Here is a 21,764-nt window from a genome sequence, read left to right on the forward strand (position 1 = left end):
AAGAGTAGGTCGCCGCCAGGCCTGCAAAGCAAACAGGCTAACCTCACAATGTAACGTTCCTCCGCCTCACAAGGCACAGACCCATACCGCGGGGTGGAGCAGCCCGGTAGCTCGTCAGGCTCATAACCTGAAGGTCGTCAGTTCAAATCTGGCCCCCGCAACCAACGAAACCGCAACATCAGGCATGCCGCCGGTGCTGCGGCTTTTTTTGCGTCCCGGCCGGCCCAAGTCCGGCAATGCTGCCGACATGCGCCCCGGCAAGCGGATCTGAGAACTTCCACAACCTCCGACGATCAATTTAACACGGAGTTTCTGTTGGATTGGTCGCGCGGCTGCCTGCATCGTGACGATGTATTGCGGAGTTCATTCGTGGCCGATGCCGCTTCCACCGATCCCTGCCTCGACAAAGCCGCCGGCGCGACGCGGCCGGGCCGGCTGGTAACCATCAAGATTATAGTCCGTGCAGTTGGCAAGCTGCCGGGCCTGTGCCTGGTGGGGGTACTCGTGGGCGCCGGCCATGCCATTCATCACTGGACGGGATCGGTCGTTCTAGCGCCGCTGTTCCTCTCGCTCGTGTTTGGGCTCGCGGTGGGCATCCTGGCCGACCTGCCGCAACGGACCGCGGCGGGGGTCGCCTTTGCCCGCAGCCGGCTGCTTCGCCTGGGTGTCGTCCTGATGGGACTTCAGGTGACCTTCGGGCAGATCGCCGAAATCGGCTTCCTGGGCCTCGCCGTCATTGCCGCCATCGTCGCCGCGAGCTTCCAGTTCACCAGGCTGGCCGCGCGCTTGATCGGCGTCGACCGGCGCCTTGCCGAGCTGATCGCGGCGGGAACCTCGATCTGCGGGGCTTCGGCCATCATCGGGGTCGACACCGTAACGCGCGGCAGGGCCGGCGACGTGCCCTATGCCATCGCCTGCATCACGATCTTCGGCACGCTCTCGATGCTGGCCTTCCCGCTTCTGTCCGGCCTGCTGGGGCTCGATGCCCGCCACTATGGCCTGTGGGCGGGCAGCGCCATCCATGAAGTCGGGCAGGCCGTCGCCGCGGCCTGCCTCGATAGCGCCGAGTCTGGTTACTTCGGGGCCATCGCCAAGCTGGCGCGGGTGGCCATGCTGGCGCCGTTGATCCTGCTCCTGGCCCTGGGCGCACGGTCGAAGGGGCGCCGGGCCGACAATGCCCGCGTGCCCGTGCCGTGGTTTGTCGCCGGCTTTGTCGGGCTGGTCGGGCTGAACAGTATCGGCGCCCTGCCGCCCGCCGTCGCCGCGCTGGGGGCGGATGGATCGCGTATCCTGCTGGCCATGGCCCTGGCGGCGATCGGCCTGGAGATCGATCTGCGGGCCCTGGCGGGCATGGGCTTGCGGCCGCTGCTGCTCGGCGGGGCGTCCTGGTTGTTTATCAGCGGCTTCAGCCTGATACTGATCGTCGTGCTGCTTTGAGTGCCCGCCGATGACGTTGGAGCAGTTGAAGATTTTTGTCGCCGTTGCCGAGCGCGAGCATGTCACGCGCGCGGCCGGCGCCCTGAACCTGACGCAATCGGCGGTCAGCGCGGCCGTCGCGGCGCTGGAACAGCGCCATGGCGTGGTGTTGTTCCATCGTGTCGGCCGGCGTATCGAACTGACCGACAGCGGCCGGCTGTTTCTCGACGAGGCGCGCGCCGTCCTGGCCCGGGCGGCGACGGCGGAACTGGTCCTGTCCGAACTGGGCAGCATGGGACGCGGCACGCTCATCCTCCATGCCAGCCAAACCATTGCCAGCTACTGGCTGCCGGCGCACATCGTCGCCTTTCGGCAGGCCCATCCCCTGATCGAGGTGCGGCTGGTCGTCGGCAACACGCTGCAGGTTGCCCGCGCCGTGGTTTCCGGGGCCGCGGAGCTGGGCTTTGTCGAAGGGCTTGTCGAGGATGCGTCCCTTGCCCAGGCGGTTATCGGCCAGGACCGCCTGGTGATCGTGGTGGACGGCCGGCATCCCTGGGCAGGGGCCGGTCACGCGCTTCAACCCGCCGAACTGCTGCAATCCGCCTGGGTGATGCGGGAGCCGGGGTCGGGCACCCGCTCGGCCTTCGAGGCGGCGCTCGGCGCACTGGGGATCGCGGTCCGGCAGCTCGAGGTCGCCCTGGAACTGCCGAGCAACGAGGCGGTCAGGGCGGCGGTGGAGGCCGGCGCAGGGGCGACGGCGATCTCCGAGATGGTGGCCGAGCCGGGCCTGCGGGCGGGCACCCTCCATCGGGTGCGGTTCGACCTGCCCGATCGGCAGTTTCACGTCCTGCACCACCGCGAGCGTTACAGCAGCGATGCCGGCAGGGCCTTCATGGCAATCGCGGGCGCACGCGCGTGACGGCGCCGGCGCTTCAGGCGGCGGCCGGGCTGGGCAGGCCCAGGCGGCGCAGCAACGCCTTGGGATTCTTGATGGCGTCGGCAAGGGTGTAGCGATCGAGCACGGCAAACCAGGCCGACATCGCCTCGGCCAGGATACCTTGCAGGGCACAGACCCCGGCGATCCGGCAATTGCCGTCGCCAAAGCACTGAACCATGGCGAAATCCTCCTCCATCAGGCGCACCACCGCCCCGACGCTGATCTCCTCGGGGTTCTTGGCCAGGCGCAGGCCGCCGTTGCGCCCCCGGGTGGTTTCCACCAGGCCGATCTGGCCCAGGCGATGCACCACCTTGCGCAGGTGATGCTCGGAGATGTCGAAGGCTGCCGCTATATCGGGAATCGTCACGCTCTCGTCACGATGCAACCCCAGAAAAATGAGGCTGCGCAGGCTGAAGTCCGTGTAGATGGTCAGGCGCATCAGATCCCCGCCGAGCTTGTTGTCACGCCGGCGGGAATCGAGCGAGCCCAGACCGGTAAGTCCCTTAGCGACGCGACGACGACTTGTCCTGGTGCCGTCCTCGCGTCCCCCAATTCGCGACTTGGTGTATATACCACCCTGTTTCGAATGTGAAACACGCGATGCCGGCCCGGCGGGCGAACCTGGATCCGCCCCTTGCCTGCTTGCCAACCCTATCAGCGACTTACCCTTGCAGCAAATTCTCCCGCAACGTGGTTCCCGCATAGCTGGTACGAAAGCGCTGCCGCCGCTGCAGCTCCGGCACCACCATGTCGGCGAATTCCTCGAAGCAGCCGGGCGTGTAGGTCGCCGCCAGCATGAAGCCGTCGGCGCCGCCCTCGTCCAGGAACACCTCCATCTGGTCGGCAATGTCGGTGGCCGTGCCCACCAGGACCGGCATGCCCATGCCCTGGGCATAGATCATCGCGGCCTCGCGGATGGTTACCGGGGCGCCGTCGCGGGCATAGAGAATCGACTCGAACAGCCCCTGGATCCCCGGCACCTCGATATTCTGGACATACTCGTCGAGGTCGTAGGTCGAGAAGTCGAGGCCGAAGTGGCCGGACATCCAGGCCAGGGCCCCTTCGGCGGGGATGCAGGCCTTGATCCGCTCGTACTTCTCCTGCGCCTCGCTGCGCGTATCGGCGACCACGGTTTGCGCGCCGAAGATCAGCTTCACGCTGCCGGGCGGGCGTTCGAACTTGTCGAGGCGGTTGTTGAGGTCGTCGGTATAGTGGCGCATGCGGGTGACGGTGGGGTGGACGGCGAAGATCGCCTCGGCATGCTTGGCGGCGAAGTCGCGGCCCCGGTCGGACGAGCCGGCCTGCCACAGCACGGGCTGGCCCTGGGGCGAGGGGGCGACGAAGGAGCGGGCCTTGCAGCGGAAGAATTCGCCGACATGGTTGATCTCGCGCACCTTGGCCGGATCGGCATAGATGCCGCTGGCCTTGTCGGCGACGATGGCATCGGCATCCCAGGAATTCCACAGCTTGTAGCAGACCTCCATATACTCCTCGAGCAACTCGTAGCGCCGGGTGCGATGGGTCATCTCGACACCGTAGGCATCCCATTCGCTCTTGGAGTAGGAGCTGACGATGTTCCAGGCAACCCGGCCGTCGGAGAGGTGGTCGAGGCTGGAGAGCCGGCGCACCATGGAATAGGGGTGCTCGAAGGCAGTCGACAGGGTGACGCCGACGCCCAGGTGCTTGGTCGCCGTCGTGATGATGGGCACGATGGTCGAGGGTTCGTGGGTCGGGCACTGGACCGCGTATTTGACGATCGGATCGGAGGTGCCGCCATGGGTGTTGTAGGGCGCCAGCTCGTCGGCGATGAACATGGCGTCGAACAGGCCGCGTTCCATGGTCCGCGCCATGTGCTGCCAATAGGCGGGACGGGAGAAATCCCAGCCGACCTTGTCGCGGGGATGGCGCCACATGCCGGTGGCATGGCTGTTTACGCCATGCTGGATGAAACCGAGCAGGTGGGCTTTCTTCTTCGACACGATACGGTTCTCCACTTGCCCGGCCGCGGCCATCGAGATGCGGGGGGCCAGAAGGAACGCCCGCGCCCGATCGGGGGCGCGGGCGTGTCTTGGGATCAGGCCGTAGGGGCGGTGGCCGATATCTTCTCTTCCAGGAAGAAGGCATAGCCGGTGCCCGCCGCCGAAAGGATAACCAGTATCGGGCCGGCGTAGATGAACAGCGGGGTCAGGCCCACCGCGGCGATCACTACGGCCGAGGCGATGGTGGCAAAGGCCATCGCCCCCCAGTGGCCGTATTGGGGAACTTCCAGTTCCTTGCCCTCGGGCTGCCGGAAGCTGTTGAGCGCGTTGCGCGTGCCGCGGATGTAACCAAGAACGAACAGCAGGGTCGCGGCGCTGCCCAGGGCGATGATGACGATGGAGATCGTGGACATGATGCCTCCTTTGAAGCTTGAGGTTGGGTCTTTGGTCACTCCGCCGGGCTGGCGGCAGTGTCGAGATTGCGCACCTTGCGCAGGGTCGAGTAGTCGAAGCCGGCCGGCTTGATCAGGCCGGCGATGACCACGGTGAGGCCGCTGATCAGGACGATGCTGGTGGTTCCGATCAGCTCGCCATAGACCTCGCGAAGCGGCATGCCGATCAGGATGGCCAGGGAAATGCCGCCCACGAAGCCGACCGTGTTGGTCTGCGGCCACAGGATGGCGAGCACCAGCGGCAGCAGGATCGCCGTCTTGAGGGCATAGGTGGTGAGCACGAGGGTGGTGAAGTCGACGCCGGAGAGAACGATCGCCAGGGCGACCGAACCGCCGAGCAGCATCGACACCTTGGTGATGATGAACAGCGCCTTTTCCGAGGTGTTGGGGGCGAAGCGCTTGACGATATCGACCGCCACGACCGAGGCCAGGGCAGCGCTGGCGCCGTCGATGGTGGAGTAGCAGGCGGCCAGGATCACCAGCACATAGACCACGACCATGGCCACGGGGAGGCCGATGTGGGACACCACATAGGGGCCGATGGCCGCGATGTCGCCGCCGATATCCGCGGCGGTGATGCCGTAGGCGATGCCGACCAGGCCCAGCATGCCAAGGCAGATCGGGATCGGGTAGAACAGCGCGCCGGCCCACAGGAAGGTCTTGTTGACCTGGTCGGCCCGGAAGGACCACGCCTTCTGCCAGAAGGTCTGGTCGGCAACGGTCGCCGCCAGCAGGCCGAAGGCCAGGGTGATGCCGAAGCCCGCCGCCGCATCGGCACGGAAGACGGTGAGATTGTTTTCGTTCGCCTCGCCGACGGCGGAAAATACCGCCGAAGCCCCGCCCGGGACCTGGTCATAGACCAGCGATACGACGATCGCCGCGGGTACCGTGATCATCAGCGTGTTGATGGTCGCGGTCATCACGCTGGTCCACAACCCGCCGAAATAGGAATAGATCAGCACGCAGAGCATGCCCACCACGGCGGCGACGGCCCAATTGATGCCGAACACCGACGAGATGACGATCGAGGTTCCTTTGAGATTGATCAGGATCTCCAGGATGATGCCGAAGATCATGGTCGCCGTGACGATGCTGCTGGCGACTTTCGATTGATTGAACCGGCTCTGGACGAACTCCGAGATCGTATAGCCGTTCGGCATGTGCTTGCGCAGCACCCGGGTGAAGGGCACCAGGATCATGACCGCGAAGCCGTTGGGCACGACGAACCAGAAGAGCCCGGAAAGACCCCACTGGAAGGTCATGGCGGCACTCATCATCACCGCCATGGCCCAGGTCCACACTGCGATCAGCGAGCCCACGCCGAAGCCGAAGCCCACCTTGCGGTCGGAGATGATGAAGTCGTGGGTGTTGCGGACCAGCCGGTTGCGGATCCAGAACGAAATCGCCAGCGAGAAGAGCCCGAGCCCTATCATCACGGCGAACCCCAAGGCCGGCGTCAGCCCCGGCGTCGCCAGGAGTGTTGTCTTATCCATCTTGGTACCCCCTCGAGTTGAGTGTAATTTCGCAGATCTCATAAAAGATGAATTCCGCATCCATCTTTTTGCCGTGAGTGCTCCCCTGACCGTTCCTGCCGATGACAGTGCCTGCCGACGCGGCCTTTGAGCCGGCCTGCGCGGTCCGCACCGGCAAGATCGACCAAACACGTCCCGACGCGGGCGATGGCCCGACGCTGCGGCGTGGTGTTCGCTCGGCTCTTCGCTAAGGCCGATTTTTGATTAAAAAATGTGCAGCCGACTAAAGAGGCCTGCAATCTGCACATTATTCAGCCTCGATTTTCCATCGATTGCAACACCGATATTGCGCTGCGATAGAAAATTTGCCGGCCGCCGGGCTTGTGGGGCTTTGAAGGCGATTACTGAAGATGTTTTGCCCATGACTCCGTTCCGCCGTGATACATGAAGAAGATCTATGGCTGCGATCGAGAGAATTTGTCGATTTCGATGTAATCGGACGTACATCGGCGATGATCACGGCGGCTTGATACTTCCGCCCCGGCCGGGCCTCGCCGCTGCCTGGCTGGGATGGCGGGGCCCGCGGTCATGCCGACACGGCGCCGATGTCGGGGGAAGACATCGGCGCAGCCTTGCCGGGCCGGCGCGGGCTCATGGGCCTGCTGCTTGATGAACCAGGGGCGGATAACGGAACGCACGAGCAGCCAACCTCACCAGACCTGCGGTCTTCCTGGGAATTCCGCAAATTAAACTCATAGAGAGTGTTATATAATATTATTCACAATTAAAGTTTCACAATAAGGATTGAGTCAACATAAATTTTGTGGAAATGATCGAGGCATGGTTCGGCGCCGGCGGGGATCGCTGGCGCGGGGCACCGGGTCGCGGCGGTGGTCGAGTCAGGTGGTGATCGACCTGACAAAACGATTACTTGCACAAATTTTGTTCATTTAAAAAAAGAGTATCCTGGATGCATATAATTGATGCACAGGTTTTCGGATTGAGTCAGGATAATCGTGCTGCGATGCACAGAAGGATTGTGCATTCGCAAAAGATGACCGGCCTCGATCCGATCGATCGACATTCTCACGGCGGAGAAGAGTGATGGCAGACGGCATTGCGATGAATCGAGACGTCAAGGTCGCCGCGCAGGACGTGCATCGCTGGCTTCAGGACATGGGCTGGAACGCGCCGGGTGTGCGTTCGAAATACCCGTCGAAGTATCGCTTCAACCCCGGCACGCGGGAACAGTTCAAGCTCATCGTGGGCGAATACTGCCGCATGGAGGAAGAGAAGGACGATCGCCAGTACGGCTCGCTGTCCGACGGCATGGCCCGCCTCGAGGCCGGGCGCCGGGTCGAGCCGCGCTGGGCGGAGGCGATGAAGTTCGTCAGCAACTTCCTGGAAATGGGTGAGTATGCCTCGATCGCCGGCTCGGCGCTGCTCTACGACGCTGTAACCTCGCCCGAGCAGCGCAACGGCTACCTCGCCCAGGTCGAGGACGAGGTCCGCCATACGAACCAGCTCGGTTACCTGAAGAAATACTTCGCCTCGCAGTATCACGATCCGGCGGGCTTCACCGATGCGAGGCGCCACCGCTACGGCAATCCCCTGTTCATGAGCAACCGGCAACAGGCCTGCGAGGCTTTCGTCTCGGGCGACCCGGTCCAGGTGTCGCTCAACCTGCAAATGGTCGCCGAGGCCTGCTTCACCAATCCGCTGGTGGTGGCGATGACGCAACTGGCCGCCGCCAACGGCGACGAGATCACGCCCACCGTGTTCCTGTCGATCCAGTCAGACGAATTGCGCCACATGGCCAACGGCTATCACACCATGGTGTCGGTCGTGGACGACGCGGACAACATGCAATATCTCCAGACCGATCTGGAAAACGCCTTCTGGATCCAGCACAAGGGCTTCACGCCCATGGTCGGGCGCGCCTTCGAATATGGCGCGGTCAACCGCGGCGATCCCTGGGCCGAGACCTGGGATCGCTGGGTCTACGAGGATTGGGGCGGCATCTGGATGGGCCGCTTCAGCCGCTTTGGCCTCGAGTCGCCGCGCAACCTGCCCGATGCCAAGTTCGAAGCCTATTGGGGCCAGCACGATGCCTTCGCGGCGATGTTCGCCCTGTGGCCGTTCATCGGCTGCCGCATCGAACTGCCGACCCCGCGCGACCAGGACTGGTTCGAAAAGCATTACCCGGGCTGGGGCGACAGCGCAGGCCAGGTCTTCCAGGAGTGGGAGCGCCAGGGCGTGGCCGATCCGGCCAATCGCACCATGCCGGTCGAATGGCTCACCGCCAACAAGAAGCACATCGCGATGTGCCGCGTGTGCCAGTCGACCATTCTGAAAGTCACCCCCGGGCGCCCGGGCACGGTGGCGACGGAGCGCAACCCTACGGGTTGCGACCTGCGCATCACCGAATACGCCGGCCGCCGCCATGCCTTCTGCTCACACTGGTGCGAACGCATGTTCCTGACCGAGCCCGAACGCTATACCGCCCAGAATTTCTTCGAGATCTTCGACGGCTGGGAGCTGTCGGAGATCGTGCGGGCCACCGGCGGGGTGCGCAGCGACGGGCAAACCCTGGTGGCGCAACCGCACCTGCGATCCGACCGATTGTGGACGCTCGACGATCTGGCCGCCTGCCGCATCAGTATCCGCAACCCGCTCACCGCGGGTGTCAGCTTCGAGAAGCACTGATCACGGTCGCCAGGAGAACAGGCCATGGAACACGCCCCTGATTTTCGGCGGACATTGCTCAACCCGCGCTTCGACACGCACGAGACCGTGCTCGAGGAACGCCGCGCGCCCTTGTCCTTCGCCATGCCCTACGGCACCCGGATCTCCGAATACGAGCAGGTGCTGCTCTACGCCCAGCCCAATCCCGACTGGATCCCCGGGGGACTGGGCGTCGGCGGCTGGGCGACGGCCTTTCCCGGCGGGCGCGGGGCGTGGGAGAACTACACGACCGAAGCCAAGACGACCGACTGGTTCGTCTTCCGCGACCCCGAGGGCCGCTGGCAGCGGCCCTATGTCTCGGAGAAGGCGGATGAATGGCGCGAGATCCAGCGCCTGATCACCACGACCGCGACCCGGCGCAGCTATCGCGGCATCGATCCCGAATGGACGGGCAAGGTGCTCTGCGGCCACCTGGGGGCCTTGGCGCTGCACGATTACGGCATGTTCATGGCCCTGGCCGCGCCGACCCGGGATTGCCTGGTCGATACGCTGCGCGCCGCCATCGTCGCCACCGCCCTGGACCATCTCGACAATGCCCAGATGATCCAGGCCGAGAAGGTGTTCCTGGCCCAGGTCAGCGACCAGGCGACGGCCGAGATCGCACCATCGAAGGCGCTGTGGCTCGAAGACGATACCTGGGCGCAGGCCCGGCGGGTGGTCGAGGAGATCTGGGGCCCGACCTATGACCATATCGAGATCCTGTTCGCCATGCATGTGATCCACGAGCCGCTGTTCGGGCGGTTCGTGCGCGACGAATTCCTCATGCAGGCGGCACCACTTCACGGCGACCTGTTCACCCCCCGGATCCTGGGCTATGCCGCCCGCGGCGCGGAAGCCGCCCATGCCTGGATCATGGAACTCTTCGCGCGCACCCTGGGCGGCGACCCCAAGTTCGGCCCCTACAATCGGACCTTGATGCATTTCTGGGCCGAGAAGTGGCTGCCGCTGAGCCTTGGCGCCATGACCGGCGCGGCGAAGCTGGGCAGCGCCACCGCGCGCCTGCGCCGGGGCGACGGCGCCTTCGATGCCCAGGCGGCGCAGCGGCGGGTCTGCGACGACTGGCTCGATCGCTTCGGCCTGCTGTTCGACAAGCCCATCGACATCCACGGCGCCCTGCGCAAGGCAAGCGTCCAGGCGCGGGAGGAAGCCGCATGACCAAGGAGACGCTGACCGAAATCCAGATCGCCCGCGCGCTTCAGGACAAGATGCTGAGCCGGTCCGCCGTGACCGAGACGCGCAGTGTGGTCCTGGCCCTGATGAAGGCCGACGAGATCGAGATCGCGGTCGAATGGCTGCGCGAGGCCTATGCCGACGATCCGACCCTGAAGATCGAGGACCACGGCGTCTATTACCGCATCGACTGCGCCGAGGAATTCACCTTCGACCTCGACGAGATCCAGGACATGGTCGGGCGCCCCTACAGCGTCTACGACTTCCTGGTCAACGTCTCGACCACGGTCGGGCGGGCCTATGTCAACGGCAACACGTTCACGATCACGACCGCGCTGATCGGCTGGGAGAGCGAAGTCCCACGCTGAGTTGCGGTCGCTACCTTGTCGGGGGTTGAGCCAATGCAGGAATATCGTGTCCGGATGACCTTCGAGGGCCAGCACCCGATCGAGATGGGCTGCCGCGCCGACGAGGATGTGGTAACCGCCGGGTTACGCCAGGGCGTGCTGATCGTCAGCGATTGCCGCAAGGGCGCCTGCGGCGCCTGCCGCGCCTTCCTCGAGGAGGGGCAGTACGACCGGCTGCTCGATCACAGCCAGCATGCCCTGTCCGAGGACGACGAGGACGAAGGCTGGGTCCTGAGCTGCCGCCTGCGGCCGCGCAGCGATATCGCGCTCGATTTCGACTACCCGATCGACCGCGTCAGCCGGCTCGATGCCTCGCGCCGCTCCGGCCGCATCGTGGCGATCGAGCGGCGCTCGCCCACGGTGCTGCGGCTGGTCGTCCGCACCATGGCCGCGCAGGCGCCGCTGGCCTGGAAGCCGGGCCAGTATGTCCGGCTGGAACTCACCCGCGCCGGGGTGACGCGGTCGTTCTCGCCGGCCAATCTCGCCGGCGATGGCCACGACATCGAATTCTTCATCCGCCTGCTGCCCGGCGGCGCCTTCTCCCGGACCTTGCGGGCAATGCCCGGCCCCGGCGACATGGTCGCGGTCGAGGGGCCACTCGGCGGCTTCACCCTCAACCCGGCGGGCGAGCATGATCTGGTGTTCGTCGCCGGGGGAACGGGCCTGGCGCCGGTCCTGTCGATCCTGCGCCAGCTCGGCGCCGAGCAGCCCACGCGGCGGGCGACCCTGATCTTCGGCGCCGCCCAGGAGGACGAGCTGTTCGCCACGGCCGACCTGCAGGCCCTGCAAGCCGGCTTCCCCGGCCTGCGGGTCGAGCTGGCCGCGGAGGCGCCCCAGGCGTCGTGGACCGGCTTCCGCGGCACCGCGGTCGACCGGCTGGCCGCGTTGGCCCAGGCCGATCCCGATCATGCCGGCAAGCATTATTACCTGTGCGGTCCGCAAGCGATGGTCGCGGCGGCCCACAGCCTGCTGACCCGGCAGCTTGCGGTGCCCGCCGGCGCCGTTCACCAGGAACCCTTTTCACCGTCGGAGGGCTGACCCATGAGAAAGCCGAAAGAGCGAAAGCAGCCGGGTGCCGAGCGGCGCCTCGAACCATCGCCCTTCGGCGACGGCGACCTGCGGCGTCGCTGGGCCGAGCGTATCGACGGCTACGACAGCCTGAAACTGGCCCTGCCCGAACTGCTCGCCGTTCGCGAGGAACGCGCGAAACGGCACCTGACCGATGTCGACTGGCTGTGGATCGAGGCGCGGATCGAGGAACGGGTCGCGGTCCTGCGCTTCAAGGACCTGACCTATGAGCAGATCCGCACCCTGACGCTGACCATGGAGCCGATCGACGAGGTCCAGCGCCGGTACGAGGAGGCGGCACGGCGCGGCGACGGGGCCGAAATCGAGGCCCTGGCCGCGGATTTTCGCCGCCGCTACAAGCCGCCGGTCATGCCGACCTCGCCGTTCATGAAGACCGAAACGGTGCTGAGCGAGTGGCTGATGAAGCGCCGCTCGCTCAACTGGTTCGCGCCGACGATCGACGAGTTGCGGGCCCGCCGCGGCGTGACGGTCTTCAAGGAAGGCTGGCCCGAGCCGGCCGCCGACACTGTCGCCACCTGAACCGATGAAGATGGAGGAACCTTGAATGTTCAGCCTGCCAGATCTGCCCTTCGAGCCCAAGGCGATGGCGCCCATCCTGTCCGAGGAAAGCTTTGCCTACCACCACGGCAAGCATCACGCCGGCGTTGTCGCCGGCACCAATGCCATCGTCGAGCAACGCCCGGTGCTCCAGGGAAAATCCCTGGAGGAGATCATCATCTATGCCGCCGCCGACCCGGCCCAAGACAACCTTCTGTTCAACGCCTCGCAGCATTGGAACCACAGCCTTTACTGGCTCTCGCTTTCGCCGCCCGGCTCGACCAGCCCGTCGAGCCGGGTCCGGGCGATGATCGAGGATTCCTTCGGCGACATGGCCGGTTTCAAGGCCGCCTTCGTCGATGCCTCGGTGAGGCGGATCGGCTCGGGCTGGACCTGGCTGATCGCCGAGGGCGGGAAGCTGGCGATCGAGACCACGATCAACTACGACGTCCCGCTCATCCGCGGCAAGCACGTGCTGGCCACCTGCGATGTCTGGGAACACACCTACTACATCGACTACCGCAACAACCGGAAAGGTTTCATCGAGATCTTCGTCGACCAGCTCCTGAACTGGGACACGATCGATCATCGGCTTAAATTCCCAGATGAGTCGCTTGATCCAGGCTGATCTGGTCACGCCATCGCATATTTTACGTCTATGGTATTGGAAGGAGACGGAAATGACACCCGAACAGATCGATCTGGTGAAGCAGAGTTTCGAGAAAGTTGTTCCGATCGCGCCACAGGCGGCGGATCTGTTCTATGATCGCCTGTTCGAGATCGCGCCCGAGGTTGTTCCGCTGTTCAAGGGGGACATGCCGACGCAGGGGGCGAAATTGATGCAGGCATTGGGACTTGTCGTCGGAAGCCTTGACCGCCTGCACGAGGTGCTGCCAGCGGTCAAGGCGCTGGCAGTAAGGCATGTCGGCTACGGTGTTAAGGAGGTTCACTACACCCCAGTTGGTGCTGCGTTGCTTTGGACACTCGAGCAGGGGCTGGGGGATCAGTTTACACCAGCGGTCAAGGATGCATGGATTATCGCCTATGGTGCCCTGTCAGGTGTCATGATCGCGGCTGCGTACCGGGAAGTCGTGGAGGCCTGATTGGGCTGGCGCGCCACGACATACGTATCTGCATATCCTCCACCGCTTCATGCTTGAACGCCTATTCTCGGCATACTATGCCGCCCAGCATATTAATGCGCTTGTCACAATTCACACTATGCGGCGTCGGAGCGATCGGGCGTGTCACCATCCAGGTGGGCGTAGCGCTGCGTGGTCGTCGTATTCGCATGTCCCAGCAGCTTGCCGATGATCGGCAGGCCCATACCCGAGCCGGCCCCCACGCTGGCGAAGGAGTGCCGCAGGTCGTGGCGCCTGACCCCCTCAAGGCCGGCATGGCGTGAGACCAGCGCCCACGGCTTCTTCAGGTCGGCCTTGGGCTTCTCCACATCGTCGCCCTCGATGACGTAAACGCTGTTGCCGCCGATGTCCTCAAGGACCGCGAGGGCCGCTGCCGCGAGCACGATGGTCTTCCGGCCGGTCTTCGAGTCCGGCAGGAACAGCAGCCCCTGCTGAAGGTCGACCTCGCTTCACTTGAGGTAGAGAATCTCTCGCAGCCTGGCGCCCGTGAAGATCAGCAAGCGCAGCGCCGCCGCCACGTGGCGGGAGATGACCGTGCGGCGCGTCTCGGGGCGCCGGCGTGCGTGTTTCGACGACGGCCTGGCTGGGTTAGGCGGCAGCCACTCGATGCCGACTGTCTCCGCCTCGCGTATGGTGGCGCCCAGCCGAGTAAACTCCTCGATCGTCAGGTACCGGTCCTTGCCCTGCTCGCGGTACTTCTCGATGCCGGTGGCCGGGTCGTGGCCCCTCAGGGATCACCTTCATGTCTTGCAGCCAACCGAAGAAAGTAGCCAGGAGAGAGACCACCCTATTTGCCGTGACGGGGTGCTCGTCACCAATAGTCCGATGAAGCGCGGCCACCTCGGCCTTGGTCACGTCGATGGCCCGCTTCGAGCCAATGGCCGGTCGGATATGCAGGCGCCAGTAGCCCTCGTAAAGCGTCACGGTGCCGGATTTGCGATTGTGGCCGGCCTCCTTCTCGTAGCGCCGCGACAATTGGTCGACGGTCTCGGCCCGACGGGCCTCGGCCTTGTCGCCGGCCGGATCCTGGCCCAAGCGTACGGCCGCCAGGACATCCTTGACGGCCTTGCCTCGCTCGCCGGCGTCGGCCTGCTGGCCGGCGCGCTGTAACGAATGACCGATCCCGTCCGCGTCACGGGCGCGGACGGGCATGGCCCGGCCGATCGACCGCATCGGCCGCGGCAATGCTGGGCAGGAAGCTGCCGCCGCGCTCGATCAGGAAATCGATGATGGCGCGCACGGCCGGCACTGGCCGGCGCTGGGCAAGATGGACGACATACCATTGCCGCACGATCGGCAGGCCCTTGACATCCAGGGCCACCATGCGCCCGTCGGCCAGTTCCGCCCCCACCGTGTGACCTGAAATGAACGAGATGCCCAGGCAGGCGATGACCGCCTGCTTGATCGTCTCGTTGCTGTCGATCTGCATCGCGATCGGCGGGTGAATATGCATCTTGTCGAAAAAGCGCTCCATCAGGCCGCGGGTGCCGCTGCCCGGTTCGCGCACCAGGAAGGTTTCCTCGGCCAGCAGCCTGGCCGGGATGTCGCGCTGGCCGGCCAGGGGGTGATCAGGCGGGGCGACGATGAGATGCGGATGATCCCCGATCACCTCGGCTTCGACCTCGAGTTCGAGCGGCGGGCGGCCGGTGATGGCGACATCGATGCCGAAGTGCCGGAGGCGGTCCATGATCTCGGCCCGGTTGCCGACGGTAAGGCGCAGCGAGATGCCGGGGTGAAGCCGGCGAAAGGCGGCCAGGGCCTGGGGCGCGAAGTACTTGGCCGTCGAGACCACGCCGATCGAGACCGTGCCCTTTTCCGCCCCGGCAAGACTGGACAACATGGCGACGCAATCGGCCATGGCCGCGTCGATCCGCTCCGCCGCGGTCAGGATCTCGCGGCCGGCGTCGGTGGCCACGGTCTCGTTGCCGTGACGCTCCAGCAGCGGCTGGCCGGCCAATTCCTGCAATTGCTGCAACTGCATGGTGACCGCCGGTGGTGTCACATGGAGTTCCGCCGCGGCACGGGTGATCGAGCCGGTCCGGATCACTGCCTGAAGCGCGCGTAATTGTCGCAGGGTGACGGCGTGGAGGCTCATCGCGGCTGGTTCCCGAGGTATTCAGAAAATTTGAACACCAGAATAATAATTATGCAATTCCACAAAGTATCCCAATAAACAAAATTGCCTTTGATCGCCGTTACACGGCGGCAGGGAAGATAAACAATGCGGGTTTCGCCGGCCGCGGAAGCCGCGGGAGGGGTGCGCCGTGTGCGGGATCGATGCCACGCCGGCGATAACGTGCTCTTCGCGCAACGCGACGGGGCCCGGCAGGATAAATAGGGGGCAAACCAATGGCGACCAGGGTGGCGATCAACGGCTTTGGCCGGATCGGACGCAATATCCTTCGGGCGATCATCGATTCCGGGCGCAGCGATATCGAGATCGTGGCGATCAACGATCTGGGTTTCGTGGAAACCACCGCGCATTTGCTGCGCTATGATTCGATCCATGGCCGCTTTCCCGGTGAAGTCCTGGTCGACCGGAACCGGTTGATCGTCAACGGCGCGCCGATCGCGGTTACCCAGTATCTGAAACCTGAAGAGTTGCCGCACGGGGCGATGGCGATCGACATCGTCTTCGAATGCACGGGCTATTTCGCCAGCCGGGAAAAATCGGCCGTGCATCTGGCCGCCGGCGCCAAGCGGGTGCTGGTGTCGGCACCGGTCGATGATGCCGACATCACCATTGTCTACGGCGTCAATCACCAGGCCCTGAGGTCGGAACATCGGATCGTCTCAAACGCTTCCTGCACCACCAACTGCCTGGCACCGGTGGCCAAGGTGCTCAACGACGCGATCGGCATCGACAAGGGCTTCATGACCACGGTGCACTCCTATACCAACGATCAGCCGTCGCTCGATCAGATGCACCGCGACCTCTATCGCGCCCGGGCCGCCGCCCTGTCCATGATTCCCACGGCGACAGGGGCCGCGCGGGCCGTCGGCCTGGTCCTGCCCGAGCTCAAGGGCAAGCTCGACGGCGTCGCCATTCGCGTGCCCACCCCCAATGTCTCGGTCATCGATCTAAAGGTCGTCACCAAGCGGGCGACCTCGGTCGAGGAGGTGAACGAGGTCATCAAGACTGCCGCCGCCGGCAGTCTGCGGGGCATTCTCGCCTATACCACCGCGCCCAACGTGTCGGTCGACTTCAACCAGGATCCCGCCTCGTCCACCGTCGCCCTGGATCAGACCAAGGTCCTGGGCGGGACGCTCGTGCGCATCATGAGCTGGTACGACAACGAGTGGGCCTTTTCCAATCGGATGAACGATACCGGCGCCGCCATGGCCAAGCTGATCTGAGCCGTCGGACCGGCGGCGCGGCGTGTCGGCTGCCGCACGGTGTGACCGGGCCGGGGCCTCCCGCTCCACCAGGAGCAGGAGCGAGACGGCCGCCATCAGCGGCACATGCGCCCCGGTCACGACGAGCGGGACCAGCATCAGGGCCCAGCAGGCGCCGACGCACCAGACCCCGATGGCCAGCCCGTAGCGCAGGCAGTCCCGGTCCGCCGCCAGGCCGAAGCTGGCCAGCGCGGGCCGCCAATGGCATCGATCGAGGCAGGCCTGCTTCGCCGGCGCAACCTGCCACAACAGGGCGATCGCCCCGGCCACGACCGGCCCAAGCCACCAGGAGCCGCCGGCCAGCGCCTGCAGGGCGATCGCGGCCGCCACCAGGGCCATTCCCGACACCATCCAGACGGCCAGGTAGGCGAGCGCGAAGACGACGATCGCGCGCAGCCGGCGCCCGGCCGGGCGGCCACCCCAAAGATGGGCCACCGGCCGGGCGAGCAGCGGCGGCATCATGGCCAGCAGCATCAGCAGCCAAGCCTGAGCCGTCTGCGCCGGCGGGTTGAGGAGGAACAGCAACTCCAGCCTCTGCCAGTCCCAGGCCGGAAAATAGCCGGCGGCGGCACCGCAGAAACCCTGCCCCGTGCGCCAGCCGCCGGTGCCGAGCAACGCAGCCCATCCCATCAGGCTGACGGTCAGCAACGGCAGCCAAACGTCTTTACGCACCTGCGGCATGAGCGTTTCCCCATGGTCTATCGGCCGGCGGCTTCGATCGTTCAGGCCGGATCGGCAGTCTTGTTTCCGATCCCAAGGCAGGCAACCTGCTCAAGCACGAACGGCGCCGGCAAGTCGCGAACGGCGATGGCGGCGCACGAACGGCGGCCCGCCCGGCCCGCCCGGCCTGGCGGCTGCGGCAGGCGGCCCGATGACGCGATGCATCATGTGGCGTGCGCCGCCCGGGCCTGGCCGGCGTCCATGCCGCCGTTGATGAAAGGCGGGCGGCCGCCCGGCGCATTTCGTTCACGCAGACCGGCATTCAGCGCGCCAACCGCGGCATTGGTGAATCCGCAATTGATGCTGCGGCGCGGGGAGGGCGACCGTTGCCTCGAACGCGAAACAGGCTCGACCGACCCCGAACGGCTTCGATAAGGGGGCACGCCTGTCCAGCCAAACAAACAGAGCGGATCGAGCGGTCTTCGCTGCGCCTGGGGAGGTAAACAAACAATGATTCCCGGTTCATTCCAGTATTACCGGCCAGCGTCCGTCACGGACGCGGTCAAGCTTCTGGCCGATCTAGGGGACGACGCCCGGCCGCTGGCCGGCGGGCACAGCCTGATCCCGATGATGAAGCTGCGCATGGCCAATCCCGAACACCTGGTCGATCTCGGCGGCATCGCCGATCTGAAGGGTATCCGGCAGGCCGGCGGGCGGATCGAGATCGGGGCGATGACGACGCAGGCCGAACTGATCGCCTCGGACCTGCTGGGCCAGGCCGCGCCGATCATCAAGGAGACTTCCCTGCTGATCGCCGATCCGCAGGTTCGCTATTGCGGCACCCTGGGCGGCAATGTCGCCAACGGCGACCCCGGCAACGACATGCCGGCCGTGATGATGGCGCTCGACGCCCGCTACCACGTCATCGGCGCCGCCGGCACGCGCGAGATCGCGGCCCGCAGCTTCTACCAGGGCGCCTACTACACCGCCCTCGAACCGGGCGAGATGGTGACGGCGATCTCCTTCGCGCCGCCGCCGGCCGGGCACGGCTGCGCCTATGAGAAGCTGAAGCGCAAGATCGGTGACTACGCCACCGCCGCCGCCGCGGTCATCCTGACCCTCGCGGGCGGCAAGGTCAGCCACTGCGCGATCACCCTGACCAACGTCTCGGAAACGCCGTTGCTGGCCGAGGCCGCGGCAAGGCATGTCATCGGCTCTCGCCTGGAGCCCGACGTGCTCGCCCGGGCCGTCGCCGCGGCCGAGGCGATCACCGACCCGGCGACCGACGGCCGCGGGCCTGCGGTCTACCGCACCAAGATGGCCGGCATCATGGTCAGGCGTGCGCTCGAACGCGCCGCCGCCCGCGCTGCCGCCTGACCCCCAACGAGACAGACAAGGACAGATCCATGGCAAAAGTTCACGTCCAGATGACGGTGAACGGGGAGGCGGTCGAAGGGCTGGTCGAGCCCCGCACCCTGCTCATCCACTTCATCCGCGAACAGCTCAACCTGACCGGTGCCCATATCGGCTGCGACACCTCCCATTGCGGGGCCTGCACGGTCGATCTCGACGGCCTGTCGGTGAAGAGCTGCACCCGCTTCGCCGTCCAGGCCAACGGCGGCACGGTGACCACCGTCGAGGGCATGGCCGGCGCCGACGGCACCTTGCATGCGTTGCAGGAAGGCTTCCGCATGATGCACGGCCTGCAGTGCGGCTTCTGCACCCCCGGCATGATCATGCGGGCCCACCGGCTGCTGCAGGAGAACCCCGATCCGACCGAAGCCGAGATCCGTTTCGGCATCGCGGGCAACCTCTGCCGCTGCACCGGTTACCAGAACATCGTCAAAGCCATTCAATATGCAGCCGCCAAGATCAACGGCGTGCCCTTCGTGGAGGCCGCGGAATGAACGAGATCGTTATCACCAAGGAAGAGCGGACCGAGAAGCTCCAGGGGATGGGCTGCAAGCGCAAGCGCGTCGAGGACATCCGCTTCACGCAAGGGCGCGGCAATTATGTCGACGACATCAAATTGCCCGGCATGCTGTTCGGCGACTTCTATCGCTCGCCCTTCGCCCATGCCCGGATCAAGAGCCTCGACGTCTCCAAGGCCAAGGCGCTGCCCGGCGTCTACGCGGTCCTGACCGCGGCCGATCTCAAGCCGCTCAACCTGCACTACATGCCGACGCTGGCCGGTGACGTGCAGGCGGTGCTGGCCGAAGAGAAGGTCCTGTTCCAGAACCAGGAAGTGGCCTTTGTCGTGGCCGCCGACCGCTATATCGCGGCCGATGCGATCGAACTGATCGAGGCCGAGTACGAGGAACTGCCGGTCATCGTCGATCCCTGGCAATCGATGGCGCCCGACGCGCCGCTGCTGCGCGAGGACATCAAGGACAAGATGACGGGTGCCCACGGCCCGCGCAAACACTACAACCACATCTTCAACTGGCAGATCGGGGACAAGCCCGGCACCGACGATGTCTTCGCCCGGGCACCGGTAACGACCAAGGATACGTTCCTCTATCACCGGACCCATCCGTCGCCGCTGGAAACCTGCCAGGCGCTCGCCTCGATGGACAAGGTGAAAGGTGAGCTCACCCTCTACGGTACCTTCCAGGCCCCCCATGTCATTCGCACCGTGGTCTCGCTGATCTCCGGCCTGCCGGAGCACAAGATCCACGTCATCGCGCCCGACATCGGCGGCGGCTTCGGCAACAAGGTGGGGGCCTATGCCGGCTATGTCTGCGCGGTCGTCGCCTCGATCGTGCTGGGCCGGCCGGTGAAATGGGTCGAGGACCGGATGGAGAACCTCTCCACCACCTCCTTCGCCCGCGACTACCATATGACGACCGAGCTCGCCGCGACCGCCGACGGCCGGATCCTGGGCATGCGCTGCCATGTGCTGGCCGACCACGGCGCCTTCGATGCCTGTGCCGACCCCAGCAAATGGCCGGCCGGGTTCATGAACATCTGCACCGGCTCCTACGACATTCCCGTCGCCCACCTCGAGGTCGACGGCGTCTACACCAACAAGGCGTCGGGCGGCGTCGCCTATCGCTGCTCGTTCCGGGTGACCGAGGCGGTCTATGCCATCGAGCGGGCGATCGAGGTGCTGGCCCAGAAGCTGGGCATGGACTCGGTCGACCTGCGGCTGAAGAACTTCATCCGCCGCGACCAGTTCCCCTACAAGGCGGCGCTGGGCTGGGAATACGATTCCGGCGACTACCACATGGCCATGGACAAGGCGATGGCGGCGGTCGGCTACCGCGAATTGAGGGCCGAGCAGGCGGCCAGGCGCGAAGCCTTCAAGCGCGGCGAGACGCGCGAGATCATGGGTATCGGCGTCTCGTTCTTCACCGAGATTGTCGGCGCCGGGCCATCGAAGAACTGCGACATTCTCGGCATCGCCATGTTCGACAGTTGCGAGATCCGCATCCATCCAACCGGCTCGGTGATCGCGCGCATGGGTACCAAGAGCCAGGGCCAGGGTCACGAGACCACCTACGCCCAGATCCTGGCGACCGAACTGGGCATCCCGGCCGACGACATCACCATCGAGGAGGGCAATACCGACACCGCGCCCTACGGCCTGGGCACCTACGGCTCGCGCTCGACACCGACCGCCGGCGCCGCCACCGCCATGGCGGCGCGCAAGATCAGGGCCAAGGCGCAGATGATCGCCGCCCATCTTCTCGAGGTCCATCACAACGACCTCGAATGGGATGTCGACGGTTTCGTGGTCAAGGGCCTGCCGGAAAAGCGCAAGGGCATGAAGGAGATCGCCTGGGCCTCCTACAACCAGGGGATTCCCGGGCTGGAGCCGGGGCTCGAGGCGGTGAACTACTACGATCCGCCCAACATGACCTATCCCTTCGGCGCCTATTTCTGCGTCATGGACATCGACGTCGACACCGGCGTGTTCAAGATCCGGCGCTTCTACGCGCTGGACGATTGCGGCACCCGGATCAACCCGATGATCATCGAAGGCCAGGTGCACGGCGGCCTGACCGAGGCCTTCGCCGTCGCCATGGGCCAGGAGATCCGCTACGACAAGGCGGGTAACGTCATGGGAGCGTCCTTCATGGACTTCTTCCTGCCGACGGCGGTCGAAACGCCGCATTGGGAGACCGACCACACGGTGACGCCGTCGCCGCATCATCCGATCGGTGCAAAGGGCGTGGGGGAAAGCCCCCACGTGGGCGGCGTGCCCTGCTTCTCCAACGCCGTGAACGACGCCTTCGCCTTCACCGGCGTCAGCCACATCGACATGCCGCATGACTATTGGCGGATCTGGCAGGCCGCGGAACGGCTGGGATTGCACAAGTAAGCGGCTGGTGGACGGCCCCGCGGGGCCGTCCACCGCGC

General features: G+C 65.4%; 19 protein-coding genes, 1 tRNA gene, 1 rRNA gene and 2 pseudogenes (1 of these 23 cut by a window edge). 16 read left to right on the forward strand and 7 right to left on the reverse strand.

Annotated elements, in window-relative coordinates; translation table 11 throughout:
• The 4 genes from rrf to D3874_RS24900 form a co-directional block, all read left to right on the forward strand.
• Positions 1 to 21, forward strand: a 5S ribosomal RNA gene (gene rrf / locus D3874_RS24885) (it extends 95 nt beyond the left edge of the window).
• 66 nt (positions 22 to 87) lie between these two features.
• Positions 88 to 164: transfer RNA gene (locus D3874_RS24890), tRNA-Met, on the forward strand.
• Between the two features lie 205 nt (positions 165 to 369).
• On the forward strand, positions 370 to 1,437 hold the full coding sequence (locus D3874_RS24895) for a YeiH family protein (RefSeq protein ID WP_199699249.1): 1,068 nt from the start codon (positions 370 to 372) through the stop codon (positions 1,435 to 1,437).
• Between the two features lie 10 nt (positions 1,438 to 1,447).
• A complete protein-coding gene (locus tag D3874_RS24900; protein WP_119782035.1) occupies positions 1,448 to 2,335 on the forward strand; it encodes a LysR family transcriptional regulator in 888 nt (295 codons plus the stop codon).
• Between the two features lie 13 nt (positions 2,336 to 2,348).
• On the opposite strand, the gene D3874_RS24905 is transcribed toward D3874_RS24900, so the two are convergent.
• The 4 genes from D3874_RS24905 to D3874_RS24920 all read right to left on the reverse strand — a co-directional run bounded on the left by D3874_RS24905 (position 2,349) and on the right by D3874_RS24920 (position 6,277).
• Positions 2,349 to 2,792 carry an RrF2 family transcriptional regulator gene (locus D3874_RS24905; RefSeq protein ID WP_119782037.1) on the reverse strand — a complete coding sequence of 148 codons (444 nt, stop codon included), beginning with the start codon at positions 2,790 to 2,792 and terminating at the stop codon, positions 2,349 to 2,351.
• A 223-nt stretch (positions 2,793 to 3,015) separates the two neighbouring features.
• Entirely contained in the window at positions 3,016 to 4,332 is a 1,317-nt protein-coding gene (locus D3874_RS24910; RefSeq protein ID WP_199699250.1) for an LLM class flavin-dependent oxidoreductase, read from the reverse strand.
• 95 nt (positions 4,333 to 4,427) lie between these two features.
• Positions 4,428 to 4,745 carry a hypothetical protein gene (locus tag D3874_RS24915; RefSeq protein WP_119782041.1) on the reverse strand — a complete coding sequence of 106 codons (318 nt, stop codon included), beginning with the start codon at positions 4,743 to 4,745 and terminating at the stop codon, positions 4,428 to 4,430.
• 35 nt (positions 4,746 to 4,780) lie between these two features.
• Positions 4,781 to 6,277, reverse strand: coding sequence for a sodium:solute symporter family transporter (locus tag D3874_RS24920; RefSeq protein ID WP_119782043.1), 1,497 nt, complete (start codon positions 6,275 to 6,277; stop codon positions 4,781 to 4,783).
• A 1,083-nt stretch (positions 6,278 to 7,360) separates the two neighbouring features.
• On the opposite strand from D3874_RS24920, the gene D3874_RS24925 reads away from it, so the two are divergent.
• From D3874_RS24925 to D3874_RS24955, 7 genes are read left to right on the forward strand one after another with little or no spacing between them, the layout of a single operon-like run.
• Positions 7,361 to 8,962, forward strand: a complete 1,602-nt coding sequence (locus D3874_RS24925) for a ferritin family protein (RefSeq protein WP_119782044.1) — start codon at positions 7,361 to 7,363, stop codon at positions 8,960 to 8,962.
• Between the two features lie 24 nt (positions 8,963 to 8,986).
• The gene (locus tag D3874_RS24930; RefSeq protein WP_119782046.1) at positions 8,987 to 10,156 is read left to right on the forward strand and encodes a ferritin family protein; all 1,170 of its coding nucleotides are present in this window, start codon (positions 8,987 to 8,989) and stop codon (positions 10,154 to 10,156) included.
• Positions 10,153 to 10,539 (forward strand): MmoB/DmpM family protein, encoded by a 387-nt coding sequence (locus D3874_RS24935; RefSeq protein WP_119782048.1) that lies wholly within the window; start codon positions 10,153 to 10,155, stop codon positions 10,537 to 10,539. Before D3874_RS24930 ends, D3874_RS24935 begins: the two co-directional genes overlap by 4 nt.
• 33 nt (positions 10,540 to 10,572) lie before the next feature.
• A complete protein-coding gene (locus D3874_RS24940) occupies positions 10,573 to 11,616 on the forward strand; it encodes a 2Fe-2S iron-sulfur cluster-binding protein (protein WP_119782050.1) in 1,044 nt (347 codons plus the stop codon).
• Positions 11,617 to 11,619: 3 nt separating this feature from the next.
• On the forward strand, positions 11,620 to 12,186 hold the full coding sequence (locus D3874_RS24945) for a methane monooxygenase (RefSeq protein ID WP_119782052.1): 567 nt from the start codon (positions 11,620 to 11,622) through the stop codon (positions 12,184 to 12,186).
• Positions 12,187 to 12,211: 25 nt separating this feature from the next.
• Positions 12,212 to 12,832: a superoxide dismutase gene (locus D3874_RS24950; protein ID WP_119782054.1), complete on the forward strand. Its 621-nt coding sequence runs from the start codon at positions 12,212 to 12,214 to the stop codon at positions 12,830 to 12,832.
• 52 nt (positions 12,833 to 12,884) lie between these two features.
• Complete coding sequence (locus tag D3874_RS24955) at positions 12,885 to 13,307, forward strand: globin family protein (protein WP_119782056.1); 423 nt, start codon at positions 12,885 to 12,887, stop codon at positions 13,305 to 13,307.
• Positions 13,308 to 13,423: 116 nt separating this feature from the next.
• Here D3874_RS24955 and D3874_RS24960 read toward each other — a convergent pair.
• Positions 13,424 to 13,780, reverse strand: a pseudogene (locus tag D3874_RS24960) (tyrosine-type recombinase/integrase); the annotation flags it as partial.
• 391 nt (positions 13,781 to 14,171) lie between these two features.
• Between D3874_RS24960 and D3874_RS28200 the strand changes: the two are divergent.
• The gene (locus D3874_RS28200; protein WP_147385855.1) at positions 14,172 to 14,456 is read left to right on the forward strand and encodes a hypothetical protein; all 285 of its coding nucleotides are present in this window, start codon (positions 14,172 to 14,174) and stop codon (positions 14,454 to 14,456) included.
• A 22-nt stretch (positions 14,457 to 14,478) separates the two neighbouring features.
• Here the strand turns inward: D3874_RS28200 and D3874_RS24970 are convergent, their stop codons facing one another.
• A complete protein-coding gene (locus tag D3874_RS24970) occupies positions 14,479 to 15,441 on the reverse strand; it encodes a LysR family transcriptional regulator (protein ID WP_119782061.1) in 963 nt (320 codons plus the stop codon).
• A gap of 254 nt (positions 15,442 to 15,695) precedes the next feature.
• Between D3874_RS24970 and gap the strand changes: the two genes are divergently transcribed.
• On the forward strand, positions 15,696 to 16,703 hold the full coding sequence (gene gap, locus D3874_RS24975) for a type I glyceraldehyde-3-phosphate dehydrogenase (RefSeq protein ID WP_119777045.1): 1,008 nt from the start codon (positions 15,696 to 15,698) through the stop codon (positions 16,701 to 16,703).
• A gap of 99 nt (positions 16,704 to 16,802) precedes the next feature.
• On the opposite strand, the pseudogene D3874_RS32245 reads toward gap, so the two are convergent.
• Positions 16,803 to 17,423 (reverse strand): annotated as a pseudogene (locus D3874_RS32245) (copper chaperone); the annotation flags it as partial.
• Between the two features lie 489 nt (positions 17,424 to 17,912).
• Between D3874_RS32245 and D3874_RS24985 the strand changes: the two are divergent.
• Genes D3874_RS24985 through D3874_RS24995 form a run of 3 tightly spaced genes read left to right on the forward strand, consistent with a single transcriptional unit; the run spans position 17,913 to position 21,726 of the window.
• Positions 17,913 to 18,779 carry an FAD binding domain-containing protein gene (locus D3874_RS24985; protein WP_119782065.1) on the forward strand — a complete coding sequence of 289 codons (867 nt, stop codon included), beginning with the start codon at positions 17,913 to 17,915 and terminating at the stop codon, positions 18,777 to 18,779.
• A 29-nt stretch (positions 18,780 to 18,808) separates the two neighbouring features.
• A complete protein-coding gene (locus tag D3874_RS24990) occupies positions 18,809 to 19,309 on the forward strand; it encodes a (2Fe-2S)-binding protein (RefSeq protein ID WP_119782067.1) in 501 nt (166 codons plus the stop codon).
• A complete protein-coding gene (locus D3874_RS24995; RefSeq protein WP_119782069.1) occupies positions 19,306 to 21,726 on the forward strand; it encodes an aerobic carbon-monoxide dehydrogenase large subunit in 2,421 nt (806 codons plus the stop codon). Before D3874_RS24990 ends, D3874_RS24995 begins: the two co-directional genes overlap by 4 nt.
• Positions 21,727 to 21,764 lie beyond the last annotated feature (38 nt).

Origin of the sequence: Oleomonas cavernae, assembly GCF_003590945.1 — a bacterium.
In the GTDB taxonomy this organism is placed as follows: domain Bacteria; phylum Pseudomonadota; class Alphaproteobacteria; order Zavarziniales; family Zavarziniaceae; genus Zavarzinia; species Zavarzinia cavernae.